Annotated in this window: 14 protein-coding genes; 6 read left to right on the top strand and 8 right to left on the bottom strand. The window is 57.9% G+C overall.

Features of this window, described 5'->3' with window-relative positions:
* Positions 1-4 precede the first annotated feature (4 nt).
* Both E9954_RS00810 and E9954_RS00815 read left to right on the top strand, forming a co-directional pair.
* The gene (locus E9954_RS00810; RefSeq protein ID WP_136077360.1) at positions 5-1,336 is read left to right on the top strand and encodes a DUF1501 domain-containing protein; all 1,332 of its coding nucleotides are present in this window, start codon (positions 5-7) and stop codon (positions 1,334-1,336) included.
* Positions 1,333-3,654, top strand: a complete 2,322-nt coding sequence (locus E9954_RS00815; RefSeq protein WP_136077361.1) for a PPC domain-containing protein — start codon at positions 1,333-1,335, stop codon at positions 3,652-3,654. The genes E9954_RS00810 and E9954_RS00815 overlap by 4 nt, the downstream gene beginning before the upstream one ends.
* Before the next feature lie 171 nt (positions 3,655-3,825).
* Here E9954_RS00815 and icd read toward each other — a convergent pair whose 3' ends face one another.
* The 8 genes from icd to E9954_RS00855 form a co-directional block, all read right to left on the bottom strand.
* Entirely contained in the window at positions 3,826-5,088 is a 1,263-nt protein-coding gene (icd, locus tag E9954_RS00820; RefSeq protein ID WP_136077362.1) for an NADP-dependent isocitrate dehydrogenase, read from the bottom strand.
* Positions 5,089-5,279: 191 nt separating this feature from the next.
* Entirely contained in the window at positions 5,280-10,370 is a 5,091-nt protein-coding gene (locus tag E9954_RS00825) for a DNA repair ATPase (protein WP_136077363.1), read from the bottom strand.
* A gap of 106 nt (positions 10,371-10,476) precedes the next feature.
* On the bottom strand, positions 10,477-12,525 hold the full coding sequence (locus E9954_RS00830; RefSeq protein WP_222846996.1) for a flotillin family protein: 2,049 nt from the start codon (positions 12,523-12,525) through the stop codon (positions 10,477-10,479).
* A gap of 34 nt (positions 12,526-12,559) precedes the next feature.
* Entirely contained in the window at positions 12,560-13,783 is a 1,224-nt protein-coding gene (locus E9954_RS00835; RefSeq protein ID WP_136077364.1) for a DDE-type integrase/transposase/recombinase, read from the bottom strand.
* A 165-nt stretch (positions 13,784-13,948) separates the two neighbouring features.
* Entirely contained in the window at positions 13,949-14,614 is a 666-nt protein-coding gene (locus E9954_RS00840; protein ID WP_136077365.1) for an OB-fold-containig protein, read from the bottom strand.
* A 138-nt stretch (positions 14,615-14,752) separates the two neighbouring features.
* On the bottom strand, positions 14,753-15,391 hold the full coding sequence (locus E9954_RS00845) for a PspA/IM30 family protein (protein ID WP_136077366.1): 639 nt from the start codon (positions 15,389-15,391) through the stop codon (positions 14,753-14,755).
* A gap of 146 nt (positions 15,392-15,537) precedes the next feature.
* A complete protein-coding gene (locus tag E9954_RS00850) occupies positions 15,538-16,191 on the bottom strand; it encodes a PspA/IM30 family protein (RefSeq protein ID WP_136077367.1) in 654 nt (217 codons plus the stop codon).
* A gap of 91 nt (positions 16,192-16,282) precedes the next feature.
* Positions 16,283-16,963: a PspA/IM30 family protein gene (locus tag E9954_RS00855; RefSeq protein WP_136077368.1), complete on the bottom strand. Its 681-nt coding sequence runs from the start codon at positions 16,961-16,963 to the stop codon at positions 16,283-16,285.
* A 384-nt stretch (positions 16,964-17,347) separates the two neighbouring features.
* On the opposite strand from E9954_RS00855, the gene E9954_RS00860 reads away from it, so the two are divergent.
* From E9954_RS00860 to E9954_RS00870, 4 genes are all read left to right on the top strand, one after another.
* Positions 17,348-17,968, top strand: coding sequence for an RNA polymerase sigma factor (locus E9954_RS00860; protein ID WP_136077369.1), 621 nt, complete (start codon positions 17,348-17,350; stop codon positions 17,966-17,968).
* Between the two features lie 47 nt (positions 17,969-18,015).
* Positions 18,016-18,153 carry a hypothetical protein gene (locus tag E9954_RS32195; protein ID WP_168441871.1) on the top strand — a complete coding sequence of 46 codons (138 nt, stop codon included), beginning with the start codon at positions 18,016-18,018 and terminating at the stop codon, positions 18,151-18,153.
* Positions 18,153-18,593: an FHA domain-containing protein gene (locus E9954_RS00865; protein WP_136077370.1), complete on the top strand. Its 441-nt coding sequence runs from the start codon at positions 18,153-18,155 to the stop codon at positions 18,591-18,593. The genes E9954_RS32195 and E9954_RS00865 overlap by 1 nt, the downstream gene beginning before the upstream one ends.
* 312 nt (positions 18,594-18,905) lie before the next feature.
* Entirely contained in the window at positions 18,906-22,328 is a 3,423-nt protein-coding gene (locus E9954_RS00870) for a serine/threonine protein kinase (protein ID WP_246046711.1), read from the top strand.
* The last annotated feature ends 203 nt before the right edge of the window (positions 22,329-22,531 follow it).

Genomic DNA, 22,531 nt, shown 5'->3' on the forward strand with positions numbered 1-22,531 from the left:
AGCAATGAATGAGAAGAACCATCTGAACACGGACATTTCCAGACGCGACATGTTGCGCTATTCCGCCGCGGCTGGCGCCGGCGGCCTGATGCTCGGTTCGCCGTTGCAGGCGAATGCCGTTGCGGCCGGAAAGGCCAAATCCGTCATCCAGATCTGGATGTGGGGCGGACCTTCCCATCTCGACACGTTCGATCCCAAGCCCGATGCGGGCCCGGACTATTGCGGCCCCTACAACAGCCCGATCGAAACCAACGTCAGCGGCATCCGCATTTGCGAGCGCCTCCCCTTGCTGGCCAAGCAGGCCGATAAATATTCGATCATCCGCAGCATGACCCACGGCATCAACGGGCACGAAACCGCATCGTACGTCACCCAGACCGGGCGCCCGGTTGGCGGGGAAGTCTATCCGTGCGCGGGGGCTGTTGTTTCGCGCTTCAAGGGAGAGGATGCCGGCTACAAGGGATTGCTTCCGCCCTACATCGTGCTCACCCGGCCGCAGGGGCGTTTCTCCGAATCCGGATTCATGGGCCTGCGCTACAAGCCGTTCGCCACCGGCGGCAAACCCAGCGCCCCGGTCTTCACCGTCGAAGGCGTCATCCAGAAGGGCATCACCCAGGCACGGCAGCAAGACCGCCGCCAGCTGTTGCACGATCTCGAAACCTATGGCAAGAAAATGCAGGGCAACCCGGCATTCCAGCAGATGGATATGTGCGAGGAACAGGCCTATGAGCTCATTCTCGGCGATGCCGGCAAGGTGTTCGATATCAAGACCGAGGACGAAAAACTGCGTGCCCGCTATGGCGCCACCGATTTCGGCGCCTCCTGCCTGATTGCCCGCAAGCTGGTCGAGGCCGGCGTGCCCTACGTCACCATCAACTACAATGGATGGGATACGCACAAAAAACATTTCGAAATCATGAACAACAAGCTTACCGAACTCGACCGCGGGTTCTCCACCCTGCTGGACGACCTTTCCCAGCGCGGCCTGCTCGACTCCACCATTGTCTGGTGGGGCGGTGAATTCGGCCGTGGGCCGAAGATCCAGCACGAAGCCCCATGGAGCGGAGGGCGCAGCCACTATGGCAAATGCTTCAGCCACGTGGTGGCCGGCGGCGGATTCCAAGGCGGCCAGGTGATCGGTTCCTCAACCGAAAACGGAACCGAAGTGAAGGATCGCCCCGTGTATCCGTGGGACTTGATCGGTAGCATGTACGAGCAGCTCGGTATCGCCAGCGATGCCCGCCTTCCGCATCCGCAGGGCATCGATGTCCGCGTTTGCCCAACCGAAGCCGATGGCGTAACCATCGGGGGGCGCTTGCGGGAAATCATGTCATGAGCCGTGCCCCGAAGTGGAAGGTTATCGTGTTGCTGGCCTGCGGCGCAGGCTCGGCTTTGGCGGCGAACTCGCCCCATATCCAATATGGGTTCCCCGCCGGAGGCCAGCAAGGCTCCTCCTTCGGTGTGGAGATCGGCGGGCAATTCCTGCTGGGTTCCACCAACGTCCTTGTCAGCGGCGAGGGCGTATCGGTGGAGATCGTTAAATTCGGGGTCCGCTATGAACCCCGCCGTTTCCGGCAGTTCGTCCGGAACCGCGAAAACCGCATGGCGACCCTCGCCGCCGCGCGGGAGAAGAACGACACGCAAGAGGTTGCAAAGCTAGAAAAGCAGATTGCCCAGATTGAAAAGCAGATCGCCATGGCCGATCTGCCGGTAGGGGTGGACCCCTATGATAAGAAAGACATAGCGAAATACTACAAGATCGATGACAAGGAGCAGTTCAATCCCCAGATCGAAGACCGGCTCCGGGTCAAGGTCAACATCGACCGCAACGCCCCGCCCGGCGAACGCGAGCTGCGCGTCTACACCCCCGCCGGCCTCTCCAATCCGATCTACTTCCAGGTGGGAACGCTGGCCGAGATTCACGAAGCCGAACCCAACGACGACCACATGGGGCCCGGGCTGCAGACCGTCGAGGTTCCTTCGGTCATCAATGGCCAAGTCCGCCCCGGCGATATCGATCATTTCCGGTTCAACGCCAACAAAGGCGACTCCATTGTCGTTGATGTCGGCGCCCGCCGCATCATTCCCTATCTGGCCGATGCCGTGCCCGGTTGGTTCCAGGCCGTTGTGGCCCTCTACGACGAGGATGGCAACGAGGTGGCCTATGAGGACGACTACAAGTTCAATCCCGACCCCGTCCTCTTCTTCGATGTCCCGGACACGGGAACCTACACGCTCTCGATCCGCGACTCCATCTACCGCGGCCGTGAGGATTTCATCTACCGCATCGCCATCGGCGAACTTCCCTTCATTACCAGCATCTTCCCGCTGGGCGCCCAGCAGGGCAGGGATGTGGACATCGCCCTGGGCGGAAGAAACCTTCCCAAGACCCGGTTGACGGGCAAGCTCCCCGCGGATGGATTCGAGGTGAGGCATGTTTCCATCAAGAAACAGGGCTACCGCTCCAACGAGATGCCCTTTGCTATCGGGGAACTGAACGAAATCTTCGAAGTCGAACCTAACAATGCAGCCGAAGAGGCGCAACCAGTCCGCCAGCCGCTCACCATCAATGGCCGTATCCAGCAATCCGGCGATGTGGACGTCTACGGCTTCAACGGCAAGAAAGGCGATTCCGTTTCCATCGAGGTGGTCGCACGCCGGCTCAACTCCCCGCTCGACTCCGTCATCACGCTGAATGGCCCCGGCCTTGAAAACCCGGTGCGCAACGACGACAACATGGCCAAGGACGAGCATCTGCATCTGGGGGCCGGACTTATTACGCACCATGCCGACTCCTACCTTCACCATGAGCTTCCCGCCACCGGGCGCTACACCGTCGAAATCGGCGATGCCCAGGCCAAGGGCGGCCACGACTATGGCTACCGCCTGCGAATAAGTCCGTCCAATCCCGATTTCAAGCTACGCATGGAACCTTCCGGAATCCAAATCGCTCCCGGGGGAACCGCCGCCTTTACCGTGCGTGCGATGCGCCAGGATGGATTCGACGGCAAGATCAAGCTCGAGGGCGCCAATCTGCCGGAAGGCTTCAGCATGAGCGAGGCCCTCATTCCCGAGAGCTCCGATATGACCCGCTTCACCATCACCGCCCCCAAAGAGATCAAGGGCAAGGCGGTTTGTCCGGAAATCACCGGAACTGGCATTGTCGATGGACGACCAGTCACGCGTCCCGCGGTGCCGGTCGATAACCAGATGCAGGCCTTCCTCTATCGCCATCTCGTTCCCGCCAAGGAGCTGGTGCTTGCCCCGGTTGAGCAGAAGCCTCCGCTGGCGTTCGAAGCCCGCATCCCGAAGTCGGGGGTCATCGAATTGCCCGCCGGCCAGGAAACCCGGATCCTGCTCGATGGCAATATTTTCGCTGGCCAGAAGGGATATACCATTAAACTGGATACTCCACCCGAAGGATTCTCTACCCCGAAGAATGGATGGGTCGGCCGAAAGCAAATCAAGGGCAAGGATGGGAAAAAGAAGAACGACAAGAATCTGGCTACCGGTGCAATTTTGATCAAGGTCGAAGAGTCCGTCCCGCCCGGAACCCGCTCCAGCCTGGTCGTGGCGGCCGAAGTTCGGCAGGGCAGGGACAGTATCTACTATCCCGCCCCCGCCATCCCCATCAAGGTCGTCAAGGCGGAGTGATAGGGGGCGCGTGGCGGTGGATTCCGATCCGCCGCCCGTCGCCAAACGCTCGGCATGTTGGTTTCGCGTTGGAAGTCACGACCTCCAAATACGCTTCCGCAGAGGGCAGGATTATCATACTTGCATAAGTATGATAATGAGGTGGTTTGCCAGCGTCTGTAAACCCGTGCCCTACATATTGGCAACAACGGCCTCTGCGAATTCGGAGCAGCTGAGCCAGGTGGCGTCTTCCATCATATGCGCGAAATCGCCGGTCACCGTTTTGTTCTGGATCGTTTGGTCGACGGCGTTGATGACGAGGTCGGCCGCTTCCGTCCAAGGCAGGTAGCGCAGCAGCATTTCCCCGGAGAGCACCAGCGAACAGGGATTCACCTTGTTCTGCCCGGCAATGTCGGGCGCGGTGCCGTGGGTGGCCTCGAAGACGGCCTTGCCATCCTTATAGTTAATGTTGGCGCCGGGCGAGATTCCAATGCCGCCCACGCAGGCGGCGAGGGCGTCGGAGGCATAGTCGCCGTTGAGGTTGAGTGTGGCGATCACATCGTAGTCCTGCGGCTTGAGCAGAATGTTCTGCAGGAAGGCATCGCAGATGCAATCTTTCACCACAATCTGTTCGCCCGTGTGCGGATTCTTGATTTTATAAACCTTTTCGCTACCGTGGTAGACTGCGCCGAATTCTTCCTCGGCCAGATCGATGCCCCACTGCAGGAAGGCCCCCTCGGTAAACTTCATGATGTTGCCCTTGTGCACGATCGTGACCGACTTGCGGTTGTTGTGGATGGCGTATTCAATGGCGGCGCGGATCAGGCGCTGCGAACCACTCTTGGAAACCGGCTTGATGCCGATTCCCGAATCTTCCGGGAAGCGGATATTGGTGACGCCCATTTCGTTTTGGAGAAAGTTGATGACCTTTTGAACTTCGTCGGACCCCTCTTCCCATTCGATGCCGGCATAGATGTCTTCCGAGTTTTCGCGGAACACGACCATATCGACCTGGTCGGGATTATGGACGGGGGAGGGCACGCCGTGGAACCACTTGACCGGGCGCTGGCAAACGTAGAGATCGAGTTGCTGGCGCAAGGTGACGTTCAGGCTGCGGCGGCCACCGCCGACCGGTGTGGTGAGTGGCCCCTTGATGGCTACGCGGTATTCATCGATCGCCTTTAGGGTTTCGTCCGGCAGCCACGTATCCTCGCCGTAGATGGCATTGGCTTTTTCGCCGGCATAGACTTCCATCCACTGGATTTTTTTTGTGCCGCCATAGGCCTTTTCCACTGCGGCATCGACAATCTTAATCATCGCCGCCGTAATTTCGGGGCCCACTCCGTCGCCTTCGATGAAGGGAATGATGGGATGATCCGGAACATCCAGATGGCCATATTCCAGCATGGAGATTTTTCCGCCTTCGCGAGGGACTTCGATCTTTTCGTAGCTCATCAGGATTTTCCTCAACAATAAATTCTCAACCGTAAAAAGCGGAATAAATATGATAATCTTATAAATGTAAAGCGGCATTTGGGTTTAGCCGGAAGCCGTTCGAAATATTCGAAGACGCGATATCCTCATCGCGTTACGGTTGTTTTTTCCTCTTCCTAAAGCGGAGAACGCATCTCTTCTTTGTCCAGGTTTTATTCTTTCCCTTTGTCATCCCGCACATCCTTGGGCAGGGGATTGCGCATGTGGTGCGGCAGTTCATATTTGTTCTGCGGGTGGGCGGCCTGGATCTTTTCGGCAATCTCGAGCAGGGTTTGCTGGAGCGGTGAAAAGTCGGGCCGGGCGAACTGGAGCGCCTCGAGCGTTGCTTTGCTCAAGCTCGCGGTAACCTTGCCCGGTTTTGATCCACCACCCCCCGCCGCTGCGGCGATGGTGTCCCTTAGCGAGCCCAGCTGGTCGTTGAAGTTGGTGAGTTGGAGGATGATGGGTGCGAGCTTGTCGTCGCCGGCGGCGGAAAAGAGCAGGTTGCGGTTGAAGGTTTTCCTGATGTCCGCCCAGCGGGCGGTTTCGGTTTCGTCCAGCAGGCCGAAGAGCTCCTTGAACTTGAGCAGGTTGGCCTCGGCGCCGGTGGTGAGGGTTTGGGCTTCGCCGGTATAGTGGTCGAGCAGGATGGTCTCGATCTCGGCATCGTTCATGATCGGCTGCACCTTTTCGGCGAGGCGGTTCATGTTGCGGTAGGAACCCTGGAGTTTGAAGGGCGGTTCCGTTCGGTAGTCGTCGGACTGGGCGGCGGAGCGGATATATTCCTGGTTCACGGCCAGCACCACGTCGCGGATGCGCAGCATCTTTTTGAGCACCGAGGTGAACTCCCCGATCTCGTCGGCGCTAAAGTCGCGCTCGAACTCGATGCCCTCGCGCGAACCGGTCTGCGCGAGCCGAATCATGGCGTGGATGTCGGCGCGGGTGCGGGAGGCGAGTTTGTCGAGCACGGCGTTGGAGGTCATCGCGTTTTCGATGTAGGAGAGTTTAAAGGCATCGCCGCTGTCGCCGATCATGTCGCCTAGGTTGTAGGTGTCGGCGCGGTTGGCGAGCATGTCGGGGACCTTGAACATTTCGCCGCTCTCGGTGTAGGGGTTGCCGGCCATCACAACGCAGACCGACTTGCCCCGTAGATCGTAGGTTTTCGGGCGGCCCTTGTAGACCCCCTCGATCTTGCGCTGGGCATCGCAGAGCGAGATGAACTTTTGCAGCAGCTCGGGGTTGCAGTGCTGGATGTCGTCGAGATAGAGCATCACGTTGTCGCCCATCTCGAGGGCGAGGTTGAGCTTGTTGAGCTCCTGGCGCGCGGCGGCGTTGGGCGCTTCGGCGGGGTCGATGGAGGTGACCTGGTGGCCGATGGCGGGGCCGTTGATCTTCATGAAAATGATGCCGAGGCGGTTGGCGATGTATTCCATCAGCGTGGTCTTGCCGTAGCCGGGCGGCGAGATGAGCAGCAGCATGCCCATGCGGTCGGTGCGGGTGTTGACGCCGACGGTACCCATCTGCTTGGCGAGGTTGTCGCCGATGAGCGGAAGGTAGAGTTTGTCGATCAGTTGGTTGCGGACGAAGGAGGTGAGCACGCGCGGCTTGAATTCCTCCAGGCGCATTTCATCGCGGGTACGTTCGATGAGCGCCTTTTTCTCCCGTTGGAAAACGGTGAAGCTCGGGAGCAGTTCCTGTTCGTGCAGATGCACGCGGCGGAGCAGGTCGTGGTAGTCGAACTGGTATTTCCCGTCGGCGATGCGCGCATGGCTGCCGGCGAAGCCTTCGAGTTCCCGGCGCGTTTCGAGATCGCCGGCGTTTACGGGATCGATGTTCCCGGTGAGCATGAGCGCGGCGGTCTCTTCGAGTGCCTCGGTCAGTTCGGGTTGGTTTTCATCCTCGATGAAGGCGGCGAGCCAGTCGCGCAGGAGCGAGAATTTGGCGAGCGGCGCATCCTTGACCGGCGCCATCGCTTCGTCGAACAGGCGTTTGGCGCCGGGGCGTTTCATGCGTTGCTCGAACCCGTTGTGCAGCACCATCGCCTCGCGGCTGATCGGATGCTTGCCCTCGTGGGTGAGTACATCAAACAGGTATTCGGCGGCATAGCCGGCATCGGTTGCCGGGAAAAGGTCGTTCTCCTGCGCAAAAGCGCGGAGAATGTGGTGCAGCTCTTCGGTGTAGGCGGCATTGGAATCGGTGCTTCGGAAAACGGCGCGCATCCGGCCATAGCCCTCGAGCTTGTTGGCCAGTTCCGTTTTGTTGGCCTGGAGCGTCCAGCCGAGCAGGGCGAGGGCGCGGATGGAGGGGCTGTATCTGAGCAATCCGGCGCGCTGGTGGATGCCGAGCAGCTCATGCAGGATCTTGGCGGCATCGATGTCGTTGACTCCCTTGATGTAGCCCTCGGTGTAGCGCGTCGCCATGTGCTCCTGCACATAGTTCACGAGTGCCTTTTCGGTGCTTGCCGGCAGGGCGTCGGCCAGCGCCTTACGGAAGAGCTGCACGGCAAGGAATTCGCCGCGGTAGAGGTCGGCCGTTTCGCTGGGCAGGTCGAGTTCCCAGACGGCGCGCGTTGCCAGGAAGGTTTCATCGGTGACCGCCTCGAAAAAGTCGGTGCCGGTGAGGTGCAGCAGCATGTTGTCGTCGCGGCGGACGAGGGTGAGTTCCAGCGGCTGGGTGTTGACGGCAAAATGGTGCGTGCCGAACTTGATGACGTTTTCGCCGGCGACGAAAAGCTCCTGCTGGTCCTTGAGTTGGCGGATGGCGTCTTCACGCAGGGTTTTGAGCTGGGTCTGGATGTCGCCGGACTTGACGGTGTCGTCCATTTCCGCCAGTTGCCCGATAATGTTCCGCACCTTGTCGACCATCAGGTCGGCGGCAAAGTAGCCGTTGATCTCCTCGACGCTTTGCATCGTTCCGAGGCGCGGTCCGATGCTCTTGAGAATGCGCTCGGCACTGCGCAGGAGGGTGTCGGCCTTGCGGTTGCGTTCCTCCATCAGCTGTTGCTTGCGCGTTTCGAAGGTTTGGTAGATCTCCTCGCGGCGCTCGGTGAGCTGGGTGATGAAGTCGTCGAAATCCGAGAAGCGGCCTTCGAGCTCCTCGATTTGGATCATCATCTTGCCCAGGTATTCGTCGCACTTGGCGGGCGAGTCGCAGACGTCGAGATAGTTGGTGACGGCTTGGGAGAGCAGTTTGAGTTGCGAGGCGAATTCGGCGGCCCCTTCGTGGGCGGCCAGCTCCTTGATCCGGTTCGTGAGCGTGGCACGTACGCGGTTGAGCGCCGAGAAAATCTGCGAGATGCGGTCGATGATGTCGGTGCGGTGCGTGGCATCGTCGATCTTCAGGTTGCTGACGGTGTCGGTGAGCATTTCCAGTTCGGCGGCGCGTTCGCCCACGGCCTGTTCGATCTTCTTGGCATCGGAAACCTTTTCGACGCTCTCGATGGATTTGGATACCGTTTCAACGTCGTCGGCGTAGGGGATGAGCGACTCGGGCTTGAGCAGGAATTCGACGCAGGTGTGCGCCGTCCGCTCCGCCTGTGCGGCGACGGCGGCTTCCATGGCCTCGACCTGGTCGAGATCCATGTAGCGCAGCTCGCGCAGGCTGATGGTTTCGCCGCGGAGCGCGCGCAGGTTGGCGAGCGCCTTGACGTAGGGATCGAGCTTCTGGTAGCGGCTGGAGGCGGAGGCCGAGGTGGCCTCCTTCACGCGACGGGCCATCTCCTTGAGCGCGGCGGCGGCCTGCTGGCGCAGGCGGCGTACTTTCTCGAACTCGTCGATCGCGGCCTTGGCGGCGTCGCGGATCTGCAGCAGCGGTTCGCGCAGCACGAAGGCCTCTTCCTTCTCGATCCAGAAATAGGCGTCGATCACATCCTGCGTTTCCCGCACGAGGTCGATGTAGAGGTTGGCGTAGGAATCCTCGCGGCGCGACAGGTTGACGATGGTGTGGCAGGCGGCCATGCAGCGTACGATGTCCGAGTTGCCGATCTTGTAGAGATAGTCTTCGGTGTTTTTGCTGAGGATGACGTCGGGGCCGGTGAAGGGGGTTTGCCAGAGTTGGATGGCGTGGCTCTTCTGCGGCTCTTCGCCGGCCTTGAAAAAGATGAGGCGGCCGTTTTGGAAGTGGCTGTAGCCGTGGCAGATGATCGGGGTGCCGACGGTTTCCTTGATGACGTTGTAGGCGAGCAGGATGTAGAGACCGCTGCGGCGGTTGAAGAAAACGTAGAGGTGGTCTTCGCCGTTCGGGGCGGCGATGCGGCGCAGGAAGCGCATGTCGAGCAGGTTGTTGTCGAACGTCTTGACCTCGCCGTTCTGGAGGAAGTAGCCGTTGGCGAAAATGATGCCGCGGTTGCGCGGAAGCAGCACGCAAGAATCGGCGATGGCGTCGATGCGGTGGGCGGTGCCGAGCTTTTCGCTGTAGACGATGTAGCGGTAATCCTTTTCCTGGTAGGGCAGGATCTTGAGCAGGATGAGGCTTTCGATGCAGGCATACCAGACTTCGGCATCGTCGAGCGTCTGGTCGGGGTTGTCGACCGGTTCGGCAAAGATGCCTTCGCCGGATTCGGTGTTGTCCTCGATCTTGATGGTGAGGTCGCCGCCGATGGTTTCAACAAAGATGCGCTCTTCGATGGAAATATGCGGGTGCACCCCCGTGCGCTGCATGTCGCGCGTGGCGCGGTTCCATTCAAACTCGTGCTGGGGCGGAAACTTGACTTCGTGGTCGGAGCGGTTGTCGATATAGGTCAGCGTGCCGTCGTCGTTGCGCTGCCACTTGAAGGCCTTGATGTCGGAGGGGTCGTCGCTGATGCGGAAGACCATGTAGAGGAAGGGGCCGACATCGCGGAAGGCGGCGAAGGTGGTGTTCTTGTAGTATTTGTAGAGTTCCTTGAAATGGCTGTTGAACTCGTTGTTGCCGATCAGGTCGAGCGGCTCGGCGCGGAAGCCACCGTCTTCGTTGAAGGTGTAGACGGAGAAGACATCGACCAGATGCATCTCGGAGCGTAGGCCGATGTGCACGTTGTAGCCAAACAGGAACTGCTCGCCCACCTCGATCATGTCGCGCGGGATGCAGTTGTTCTCGGTGGTGATCCGTTCCGTGCCCAGCAGGGTGGTCTCGATCGAGCCGAACACCTCGCGCCGCTGTTGGTCGAGCTGGTCGATCCGTGTGAGCAGATCGCGGGCGTGCGTGTTCAGCCGCCCCCGGATCACCTCATACGTCCCGCTCTCGAGTTGGGCGCCCTGTTCTTTTTTTTCGGTTTCTTCAGCCATGGGAAGACCCTTTAACTTTAAGTCTCACCACAGAGGACACGGAGGCACAGAGAAGTATGGCAACATACCTTCCTCTGTGTCTCTGCGGTCTCTGTGGTTCATGATTCTATTTGCCGAGGAACTTCGAGGCCATCTGGTCGGCGATGCCGGCCTTCTTGGCGGACGAAAGGAACTTCTCCAGGATGCCCTTGGTGCCTTCGTCGGCCTGGACGATCATCTGCGTGAGCGCGGTGGCCACGGAGATATTCTTCAGGTCTTCGGAATCCATGCCGAACTGGCTGGTGAAGCGGTGCAACTGTTCGGTGAAGTTGCCGGAGTCGCCGTTGAAGAGCGTCTCCTTGATGCCGGTCAGCGCAGTGCTGTTGTCGATCATCCGGTCGAAGGATTTGCCCTTCGTGACGGAGTCCACGATCTTGTCGAAGAAGGTGTTGTCGCCTCCGACAATATCGATGCGCGCCGACTTGAGGGCTTCGGCAATAACCGCCGCCTGCTCGCGGGCGATATCCTTCTGGACATTGACGTGCGCCAGCTCGATCTCGAGATCCTTGTTGAGCTCGAGCTTGAACTCCTCGTGCTCCTTGCCGACGGAGTCGAACTTTTTCATGGCCGCGGCCTTTTCGTCGATGCCCTTGGCTTCGGCGCTGGCCTTGCTGCCAATCACAACGGCCTCGGCCTCGCCCTGTTTCTGGATGGCGGCGGCTTCGGCCTCGGCCTTCTTCTGGATTACGTTGGCCTCGGCAATGCCGAACTTTTCGGTGGCGGCGGCCTTGGCATCGAGGGCGCGCGCTTCACCGATCCCGAGCACGGCTTCTTCTTCGGCCTGGGCATCGGCGAGGATCTTGCGGGCATCGGCGGATTTTTCGGAAGCGGCGCGTTCCGCCTCGGCCTTGATGACCATCTGCTCGGCCTCGTGGCGCATGGCTTCCTTCCGGGCCTCGGCGGCCTTGGTTTCGATCAGAAGGTTTTGTTCGGCCTCTTCGGCCGCCTTGGTGAGGGCCACCTGCTTGGAGCGGTCGGCGGCGGCGAATTCCTGCGTGTCCTTGATGTGCTCTTCCTCTTCAACCACGTTGCGCTCCACCATCACCCGCTCGCGGATGACTTCCTGGATGTTTTTCTTTTCGATTTCAACCGCCTTGTCCCGCTCGATCTGCGCGAGGGTCACGATGCGCTCGCGCTCGGTGGCCTCGAGGTCGCGATCCTTGATGATGCGTTCGCTTTCAACCAGGTCGGTGCGCTCCTTGTTCTTGGCGGCCACGATGATCTGGCGGTCCTTGTTTTCGTTGGCCACGGCCAGCTCCTCGTCGGTCTGGATGCGCGCCTTCTCGGATTTCATGCGCTCTTCTTCCTGCACCTTCATGGCTTCGGCCTGTTCGCGGGCGGTGATTTCGGCAATTTCGCGTTGCTGCTTCTGCTCGGCTTCCTCCTGCTGCTTTTCCAGTTCGAGGATTGCTTCGCGCGCTTCCACGTCCTGTTTCTTGATCACCTTTTCCTTGTCGCGTGCAATGTCGTTGGCGAGGATGGCCTGCCGGGCGGTTAGCTCGGTGATCTTCTTGATGCCTTCGGCATCGAGAATGTTGTTGGGGTTGAGCAGTTCGAGCCGGGTCTGTTCGAGGTAGTCGATCGCGGCGTCGTCGAGCACGTAGCCGTTAAGGTCGGTGCCGATCACCTTGATGATCTCTTCCTTGAAGGTGTCGCGGTTGGAGTAGAGTTCCACGAAATCGAACTTTTTGCCGACGGTCTTGAGCGCCTCCGAAAACTTGGCGTCGAAGAACTCGACCAGTGCAACCGGGTCGGACGCGCGCTTGCAACCGAGGCACTGCGCCACGTTCAGAACGTCTTCGGGCGTTTTGTTCACCCGGACGAAGAAGGCGACCTTCAGGTCGGCGCGCAGGTTGTCCTTGCAGATCAGGCCATCCACGCCGGCACGGTCGATCTCGATGCGCTTGACCGAGATTTCCATCAGTTCCATCCGGTGGATGACCGGGAAGACCAGGATGCCTTCGAAGGAGACGCGGGTGCCGCCCACTCCGGTACGGATGATGGCCGTGCCCTGTTCAACTTTGCGGTAGCATTTGACAATGACGGCGAGCAGTCCCAAAACGAGCAGCGCGACGACTCCTATGATGATTCGCGTTGCCTCAAAAATAAATGACACCGTAGAGGTGCGGATGAGGAGTCGTTTGACTGCATTAATGGGTACCCTCTAATTCGGGGGTTGTCAAGGTGGGGAGGCAGTCGGGGAACCCGGGTTCCCCGACTGCGGCGGACTCGCCGGTTTTCTTCATTTTTTCGATCTTGCGACGTCGGCGCTGGATGCGATTGCCCAGCTCGAAAGGGTCGAGCGTTTCGTATTCGCGTTGCAGAGCAGCCTCCTGTTGTTCGCCAAGGATGCCGCTGACCTTCAGGCGGTCAAAGGGCGTGGCGGGGGCATCGTATTTCTTTTTGTACCGGCTTTTGACGCGAACCTTGCTTTTTAGCTTGAACGAGGGTTTGAAGAAGTTGTTGAGCCGTTCCCAGTCGCGGTAGAGTGCGTTGAGCTCTCTGATCATGGCCGGGTTGTCGAGCCGGTCGTAGCCGAGCAACTCGCGCACGTGCGTCCAGTTCTTTTGTTCGACATGGGCGTTGTCGTTCTTGTGGTACGGTCTGCTGCGTGTAAAACAGACGGGCTGTTTGCGTTGCAGGAAGTAGCGCGTGAGATGGTGGTTGAGGAACTCGCTGCCGTTGTCGCAGTCGAAGCCCAGGATGGCGAAGGGCAGCTTGTTTTCCACGTCGTGGGTTTGGTTCATCACGCCTTCAGCGCCTTTGTTCCAGACCGCGCGGGTTACCGTCCAGGTGCTTATGATGTCCGTATAGGTGATCGACCAGATGAAGTCCCCGCTCATCGATCCGCCACAGTGGGCTACTGTGTCGGCTTCGAGATAGCCGGGCCGGTCGATGTCCTCGGTGGAGGTGCGGATTGGGATCTGATTCTTGAGCAGCGAGCCGGGCTTGGTACCGGTATTGCGCCTTCGCTGGTACTGCGCTTTGAAGGGTTTGAGCACCCGGTCGATGCTTGCCGGGCTGATTCTCAGTAGCTTTTCACGGCATTCGGTCGATAGCGGTTCGTAATGTTTTTCATAGTGCTTCAGCCAATGTGGCATAGCAGGCTTGAGGCGCTTCCCGCACAGTTGTCCAGAACGAAGCCACAGAGTTTTGAGGGTCTTGCGCAATTCAGCAGAGTCGTACTCGCCTTTGCGGCCGCGTTTGCCCCTGGAGGGCGTAAACGAGTCGTTGAGCAGCTTGGTGGCATGCTTGCGATCATAGCCGCATACCGCGCATACTTCATCGAGCAACCGGGTCTTGTAGGCCTTTTCCGCGCGCCTATAGCGGCGTTTTTGTACCGCGATGTATTCCATTCTGGTTTCGCAACTCATCTCTTTCATCCTCCCTGTATACAGGGTGTGATTTTTTGTGAGTCAACGAATCCTTTCCGCCCGCATCCTATCGGATGCTTCGGTGTCATTTAATTTGAGGCAACTCGGATTAATCCGAGTAGTTCCGGCATGGTTTTTCTCCTGGTTGGTTTTTAAGTACGTTGGTTAGTTGCTGGTAAATGCTTCGACGGTAAAGATGCCTTGCCCGGTTTCGCTGGTGATGACGACGGTTTGACCCTTGGCGATTTCGGTGTCGCCCTCGGTGCGGGCATTGAGCGTGAGCGGTGCGCCATCGGTCTTGATTCCGATCTGCCCGAAGCTGCTGCTGACGGTGGACGAGACCACTACGGCGCGCTGGCCGATGAGCGACTTTCGCGTGGTGTTCTTTGGCGCCATGGCCTCGAAAACCTTCTTGAGAGGTGCCGTGGCAAACTTGGCGGTGTACATGCCGGCAATCAGGTTCGGGATCACGAAGATCAGCCCGAACACGAAATGCCGGCCGGGGTTGAGATAGTAGGTCTCGAGTATGGACAGGATCCAGCAGGTGAAGATCAGGAAGCTGAGCCAGACCGTCACGGGAACCGCTCCAATGTTGAAGTAGAGCATCATTCCATTCAGGGCGCCGCCGGACTGCACATCCACGTCCCCATCGGCTTCCAGGTCGAGGTCCGCATCGGGTTCGATGTCGAAATCCAGTTGCAGGATGTCGATGTCCAGCGCGCCGATGATCACGCTGACCCAGTAGAGCAGCATCACGGCAAAGAGCAGGGTGATCGGCAGGTTGATGCCGGCCAGCGCAATCTGAATGAGTTCCTTGAGTTCAGCCGTCATGATTATTCCCCATATTGGATTTTGTTAAATGAAGAATTAAGATTTCAGAATGAAGAATGGCGGAACTCAGGCGGCGTTGGCCTTTTTCAAAACAGGGCTGTCGCAGACCTATAATTCTACATTCTGAAATCTTCATTCTTAATTCCCGGTTTTGATTTGGTTCAGGCGTTTTTCTATCTCGTCGTTTTTTTCGAGTTCGAACAGGCGTTCGTCGAGCGAGCGTTTGCGTAGGTTCTGGTTTACTTCGCGGTTGGCTTCGGCCTCGGCCTCTTCGGTCAGCACGCGTTCCTCCATCTCCGCGACTTTCTTCAGCAAGGGTTCGGTGCGATCCGGGGATAGAGCCGGTTCGGGACGGGTTTTTAGCTGCACTTCTTTTTCTTTGACCAGGGCAATCTGTGCCTTCAACGCGTTGCCGCGTTCGCGGACGTCGTCCAGGATCTTTTGCGCCTGTTCAACCTGCTCGCGTTGGCGGGGGACAACCTGTTCCACCTTGAGTTGTTCGCGCAACGCCTCGCGCGCCGTCTCCTCTTCGCCTTTTTTCAGGGCAAGTTCCGCGCCGCGCTCCAAGCGGAGGGCGCGGCCCATGGTTTCCTCCAGCCGTCGCTGGGCGGCCCGCACGGCGGTTAGCGATTTCGCCTCGGCGTTGCGCAAGGCCTGTTGTTGGCTTTGCAGCTCGTTCAGCAGTTGCGGTATCATCTCTTCCGGGCGCTCGGCCTCATCGAGAAACGCCTTTACCTTTCCCGTGCTGATATCCTTGAGTCGTGAAAGTAAGCCCATTTTACATCCCAACTTCTGTGCAGGTGTTTTTCATTAACCGCGAAAGAACGCAAGGAACGCAAAGGAATCTAACCAGAGTAGTTCGATTCCTGATTTTGCGTTCTCTGCGTTCCTTCGCGGTTTCAATCTTCTGCTGCATGGGTACGTTAGTTCCGTTGTTGTTTAAGGCGGCTAAGTTCCTGCTCGATTTCGTCTTCTTCGATTAATTTATCCAGCCGGCTATCCACCGAGTCGCGCTCGGCTTCGGCGATTTCGTTTCCGGCTTCCTTTTGCAGCGTGGCCTCTTCGGCATCGGCGCTGGTGGCGAAGTCGCGCGCCTGTCCAATGGTCGTTTCGCTCAGGTTGACCTGGTCGATGGCATCGGCGGCGCGGTCGCGCAACTGCAACTCCAGCTTCTTGCGCTCGATTTCCAGCACTTGCGCCTTCATCGCGGCAACACGTCCCTTTAATTCAAGCAGTCGTTTGTTGCTGGTTTCCACCCGTTCGCCAAGCACGGCCGCTTCCTTTTGCAACGGCTGGCGTTTCCGGATGAGGGCGCGCGCAAGATCGTCGTCGTTTGCCGCCAGGGCGGTTTCGAGCTGTTGGCCCACCGCTTCGATTTGCCCCGCCGCATGCTGATGCTCCTCCGTGAGATGCAAGTGGGCGACGGTGAATGCGGCAAGCGCATCGGTGGCTTCCTCAACTCCGGAACGAGCCTGGGCGAGGGCGCTGTCGATGGTGTCCTTCGATGGTGCTTCATCGTGGAACAGATCAAGAAAGGTTTCCTTGAAGACGTTCTTGAGTCGGTCTTTGATGTTCATTCCATGCTCCCTGGTTTTCTAGCCACGAAAGAACGCAAGGAAAACAAAGGATTCGCTCTGCGGTCTATGCGTTCTTTTGTGGCTAATTCATTCAGTCGGACAGTTTGTTTTTCAACTCGGCGAAGCGCTTATCCACTTCCTGCTCCGTTTCGAGTTGCTCCAGTCGCTGCTTCAGGGCGGCTTCGGTTGCTCCGTTGCCGGCCAGCTCGCGCTCAACCTCCAGCTCGGCTTCGGCCAGTTCAACTTTGTTTTCCAGCCGCTCGATCGCATCGAGGATGCTGTCGGTCGAGTGGATCGGCGAGCTGACGGTCTCCGTAATCTTTTTCTGGGTCTTGGCCAGCCGGGCGCGGGTCAGGATTTCGTCCTGCTTGGCGCGGGTCTCGTCCAGCTTTTCCTTGATCTCGGCGCGGACGGAACGGGCGTTTTCGTAGACCCCTTGGGCCCGATCGCAGGCCTCGGCCTTTTGCTTCAGCGCCTTTTCCAGGTCGAGCTGCGCCGCAATCGCCTCGCGCGCCGTGCTTTCGTCGCTGTTTTTCAGGGCGAGCTCCGCGCCGGCCTGCATCCGTTCGACATTCGCCTTGGCGGTGTCGCGGGTTTTTTCGGCCAGCTTGAGCGCCGTGAGCGCCTGGGCCTCGGCTTCCGTGGCTTTGCCCACCTGCTCCTCCATCTCGCGAACGAGCTGGGGGAACATCGTTTCCGGATCCTCGACCGAGGAGAGGAACGCCTCTATGCGGGCGCTCGAGATACGCATCATGCGTTTTATCAGGTTCATTGCTTTTCCTTTCGTTAGCTCCCGGTTCTCCCCGGGATGACCTGCGGTGGGTAACCAACCCTGGCCGCCAATACTACCTGAAACACTTTTGAACTATTTGCGTACTGCTTGTCAATGGTTCATCTGTTCCAGACCATGATTTCTTGCTGGTTGATTCAAAAGATAGCGCGCGCAGCAAAACTCTCCATTATAATGTCGCATGGCGTTTGTAACCGTTTTCCACCTCTTCGGAACCGGACAATCCCGCACCAGTGCGCCACGCATCTCACGACGGCCGTCGCGAGATGCGTTGCGCACTGGTGGTGCGATTTTATGAAGAAACGAAATGATTGTTGATTCGATAATAAGATTTCAGTCGGTGAAACAGTATCTTATTGTGTACGTATGAAAACGATTGATTCCAACGAATTGCTTTCCGCATACCGAACGCGTTCAAGTCTATTGCTGCGTCTGAAGGAACAGGGCGACGAGGAGACGTGGCGCGAGTTCTACAATATCTATGGGCGGATGATTTTCGGCTATGCGCTCCGACACGGCTTAAGCCATGCCGAGGCGGAGGATGTGGTGCAGAATGTCTGCGTGAAGCTGTTCCGGCACATCTTCTCGTTTAACTATTCCACTGAGCTGGGTTCGTTTCGGGGGTGGCTCAAGACCGTCACCAAAAACGCCGTGTTCGACTACCTACGCCGCCGGTCGCGGCGTGCCGGACTGTTCGAGGGCTACCGCGACCATGCGGCGGTCATGCACGAGGAAAAGCGCGCGGTGGACGACTCCGTTTGGGATGCGGAGTGGGAGAAGGCCGTACTTGAAGCGGCGCTCCAGCGGGTCTACGGAAGAATCAATGAGCAAAGCCGGAAGGCGTTCCAGCTCTTCGCCGTGGAAAACCTTTCGGCCGGGGAGGTGGCGGAGCGGCTGGACATGGAGGCCAATGCCGTCTATGCCTGCAAGCACCGCGTCCTGAAATTGGTGCGTGAAGAGGTTGAAATCCTGAAGGATGAAATCTAGGCGGAACGATGATGGTGCGGAATGGGAATAGTAGACGAGGTAGCAGGATGAACAGGATTTGCATGGATGCGCCGCAAAGCGGTGCCTTGGAGTGCGGAGACGGTGTCTCCGCTTTTAAACGCGTCGACGTCGTAGGCGCACTCCAGGGCGGCTTTGCCGCATTGGTTTCTGGAGGAAGAGGTTGATGAAAGAAAAAGATCGATCTATGTCGGACACGCATCTGCTGAAGGCCATACAGGCCGGCACCGACGAGACGGGGGCGTTTTTCGCCACCCGCGACTGGGGCTTCGACCGGTTGAGGGCTTCGGTGGATTCGCGCGGCGATCCGATCGATCGCGACGGGGCAATCGTGCTTGAGGGCGATGGCGCCCCGGTGCTGAGTATTCCTTTTGCCCGGATGCCCGCCACCATCGGCAGCGGGGAAACCGCGGACTACCGTTTGGAACATGCCGGTATTTCGCGCCTGCATTGCCTTCTTGAGCCGGTCGGCAGTCTGGTGCGCATCCGCGACAAGGGATCGACCAATGGGGTTTTGCTCAACGGCAAGAAGGTCAAGGTGGAAGAGCTGTGCGATGGCGACGAACTGCAACTTGGCTCCGCCGTCCTGCGCATCAGGATCGCTTGATTTAGTGGTGTGGAGATTACGGCTCATTGGGTGACGACGGAAATTTGCGCAACGAATGAAGGAAAAGCAACGAATCCAAACTGCCGAAACACTCGTTGCAATGATGAATTTAGCACAATTGGTTTGGGGGAATGAATGGACGATGCAACGCTGAAGATGTGGGAGGAGTCGATTGCTCCGGGAATGGAATCCGAGGATTCAATCCGCTCCAAAAGCTGGAACACCCAGGCCGAAGCCCTGCCCGTTCCTAGCCCCCGTTCCATCGGGGAATCAGGCGACTTCGAGATTCGTGACAAGCTCGGTGCGGGCGGCATGGGTGTGGTCTATACCGCCCGCCAGGCCTCGATGAACCGCGAGGTGGCGATAAAAATGGTCAAACCGGAGCGCGCCGATTCCGCATCGGCTTCCGAAGCCCTCATGTCCGAGGCGGTCGTGACCGGTTGCCTCGACCATCCCAACGTCGTGCCGGTCTACGACCTGGGCGTGGACGGCGAAGGCCGCCTGTTCTATGCCATGAAGGAGGTGGAAGGCTTCCCGTGGAGCGCGCTCATTGGCGAAAAGACGCTCGATGAAAACCTCGACATCCTGCTGCGCGTGGCCGACACCATCGCCTTCGCCCATTCCAAGAACATCCTTCACCGCGACCTCAAGCCGCAGAACATCATGCTGGGGGCATTCGGCGAAATCATGGTGATGGACTGGGGTGCGGCCTGCACGCTCAGTGGCTCCAACGTGGCCGGCATTGTCCCGACCGACACCGCCTATTGCGGGACGCCCGCCTACATGGCACCCGAAATGGCCAAGGCCGACAAAAACCGGATGGGTGTCGGTAGCGATGTCTACCTGCTTGGTGCAATTCTCTACCACATCCTCACCGGTCGCCCGCCGCGCAGCGAAAAGAACCCCATCTATTGCCTCGAAGCCGCCGCCGAAAACCACATCGATCCCGTTGACGAAGATGGCGAACTGCAGCGCATCGCCCTCAAAGCCATGGCCGCCGCCCCTGCCGACCGCTACCGCACCGTCGAGGAGTTCCAGCAGGCCATCCGCGACTACCGCTCACACTCCGAAAGCCTGACCCTGCTTGCCAGCGCAAAGGAAAACCTTGCCCAAGCCAAGAAGCGCGGCGACTACAACCAATTCAACCAAGCCATCTACGGCTTGCGCGAAGCGCTCACCCTCTGGCCGGAAAACCCCGATGCCCAGCCCCTGCTCGAAGCCGCCACCCTCGACCACGCCCGCTGTGCCATCGCGCGCCACGACTACGAACTCGCCCAGTCCCTGCTCGACCAAAACAATCCTGCCCATGTTGGACTGCTGAACGAAATCCAATCCGCAATCCGTGAGCGCGACTCCCGCAAAAACCGCCTGCGCAAACTCCTCCTCACCGCCCGCCTCCTGCTAGTCACCATTGCCGTATTGTTCGGTGTCGGTTTCTTCATGATCCGTGCGCAACAAAAGGAAACCGAAGTCCAAAGACAAAAGGCCGCCAATGAACACCGCCATAGCTTGATCAATCTGATCTCAGCACATTATGGCGAGCAAAACTACGAGGCCACCGTCGCCGCCTTCTGGCAACTGCATGACCAGTACGGCATGGATGGCCTTGACGAAGAAACCCTCCTCAACATCCGTGTCGCCGCCAACATGAATCCGTACCGGGGTTCCATCGTAACCAGCATGGCAGAGCCGCTTGGCATTATGCAGGCGGTTGAAAGCAATTGTGTTTGGGTGGTTGGGAAGCGGAAGATGAAAAAAATCCGGTTGGCTCCTGATGTTGGATATGATTCTGAAACCGTCGTCGCCGTCCATGACTTCAATTTCGGAAAACGAAAGGCGCCGGGCAAAGTTGTTGAGTCCATAAAAGTGCCATTTGAATTGATGGGTTGCGAAGCAGTGCATGAAGCTGGCGGGGGAACGCTTTGGGCGGGCAGTGGTTCTGTGGTTTATCGCAAAGTCGGGGCAGAATGGACGTCTGTCTTGGATGTCAGCCAACTCGACTATCCCCCGTTACCCGAGGAATACAACATCGACCGCAAGGCCTTAGAGGGCTGGATGGCTTCCAAGGGAAGAAAGCAAGCCATTTCGGGAGTTCTGCTAAACCAAGCCCAAAGCCATGCCGCGATTGCCTTGGGTGCCAATATGGTTGGGTGGTTCGATCTAGAAAACAAACAGTGCCGTGGTTGGTTGGCGGTCGGCCACGGAACCCGCTTTGGCAAGCTGTTGACTGGTGGTGACGGGAAGGCGGTAATGCTCGCGCTTTCACCAGATGAAACGAGGTTGGCTTTCCGGCCTCCGTTCCACGCGTCATCAACCGTGTTTTGGTTCCGATTGCCTGACCTATTGCGTGAAGCATATGTTTACAATCGGGATTTTCCGATTTCCGCAGTTTCTTTTTCAGGCGACAGCAGGATGAATATGATATTTTCAAACGGGAAATATTTTTCACCGAATGATGCATTCTTGCGCTTTTTTAGAAGTCACCCTTTTTACGCTGAAGAGGATCGTGCTGGATGGTTTCCAGAGCGGGGAGAAATGCTCGATTTGCCGTACGCAGATGCCATAGGAGCTTCTTTTTCAGCAAATGGCAACAGCTGTTGCGTGCTTGTGGAAGGTGGAGAGGTGCATGTGGGTTCAGGTTCGGGGATCTCCAGCTTCGCGGGTAGTTGGAAAGTTGTTAGGAAGGATGTTGTTGATGTAAGTATCTCCAACCAGGGAGTTGTCTGCTTGCTAACTACAGGCGGGGTATTGCACCTATACGATATGCAAAGCTACACGTTTTCTGTCGTGCCGTTCGATCAACGGGTTGCAAACCTATGCAAAGGAAGTCGCCCGGACACCTTGTTGGTAGGTCTGGGCGAGGGCAAAGAAAATCTTGTTCAGAAGGTTGATCTTAGCTCATTGGAGGCAATGAAGATTCAGCCATTAAAGGTGCTGAAAAACCGTTCCATATGCTGTGATCCCCTTGACCGGTTCTATGCAATTGTGGAAGGAAGCACGGGGACAGTTTATCGTTTAGAGACAGGAGAAAAGGAGCTGCAGTTTTCCAGCATATGGCTGCACGATGATGGTCCGTCCTCCCGAATCAGGTTTGATGATGCAGGAGAATTCTTTTATTACGGTGGCGATTTGGATGCCGGTTGGTGTGCCGATATGCGGGTTTACAAAACGGCAACATGGTCGAATGTTTTATCGATCACACATTCCGATTCAAAAAATGCACATTTTAGCGATGTAGTATTGGATCGCATAGATGGTCAGCCTAGGCTGCTCTTAACAAGAGGAGGTGTTAGTAGGTTTGAATCCCTCTCGATTGATCCTGTCAGTCTCGTGGTCTCCACAAACTGGATCAAAAGTACAGGCAGTTCTCCTTTGGCCATCATCCCTTTCTCGGATCCAGCGTCTGGTAAGCGAAAATACTGGTGTAAGCTTTGGTCTCAGAATTTCCAACTCTACGATGCCGAAACCGGCGAGACCTCAGCTATGCAAAACCACTGGGTGCGCACAGGCATTGAAAATCCCGAATTTAGCAGTAAGGATCCGCGCGTGGTCTTCCCCATGGAGAAAGGACAGCTCCAGATCGCCCTCAAATCCGACCTCTACCCCGTCTTCGATCCGCGCATAGTGGACTTCAAGGTCGAGAAGGCTGTCCTGAACTGCGATGCCTCCCGTTTATACCTGCTTGGCAAGGACGGCAAGCTGCGTTGCATGAAGCTCCCGGCCTTGAAACAGTAGGAGGATCGTGGACGCGGTGCCCTCACCGCATTCCCGATGCGCTGCAATTCGTGGTGCGGATATCCGATCCGCGTTCCCCGTTCGCCGGTAACTCGCATCGGATATGCAAGCTACAGCGGAACTCCCTTTTTCTCTTCCCTTTATCACGCTTCTCGAAAAAAAAATGCAATATTTAGAATAAGATCGAAAAACTTCATGGCGTA

The sequence above is a fragment of the Pontiella desulfatans genome (assembly GCF_900890425.1).
Classification (GTDB): Bacteria; Verrucomicrobiota; Kiritimatiellia; order Kiritimatiellales; family Pontiellaceae; genus Pontiella; species Pontiella desulfatans.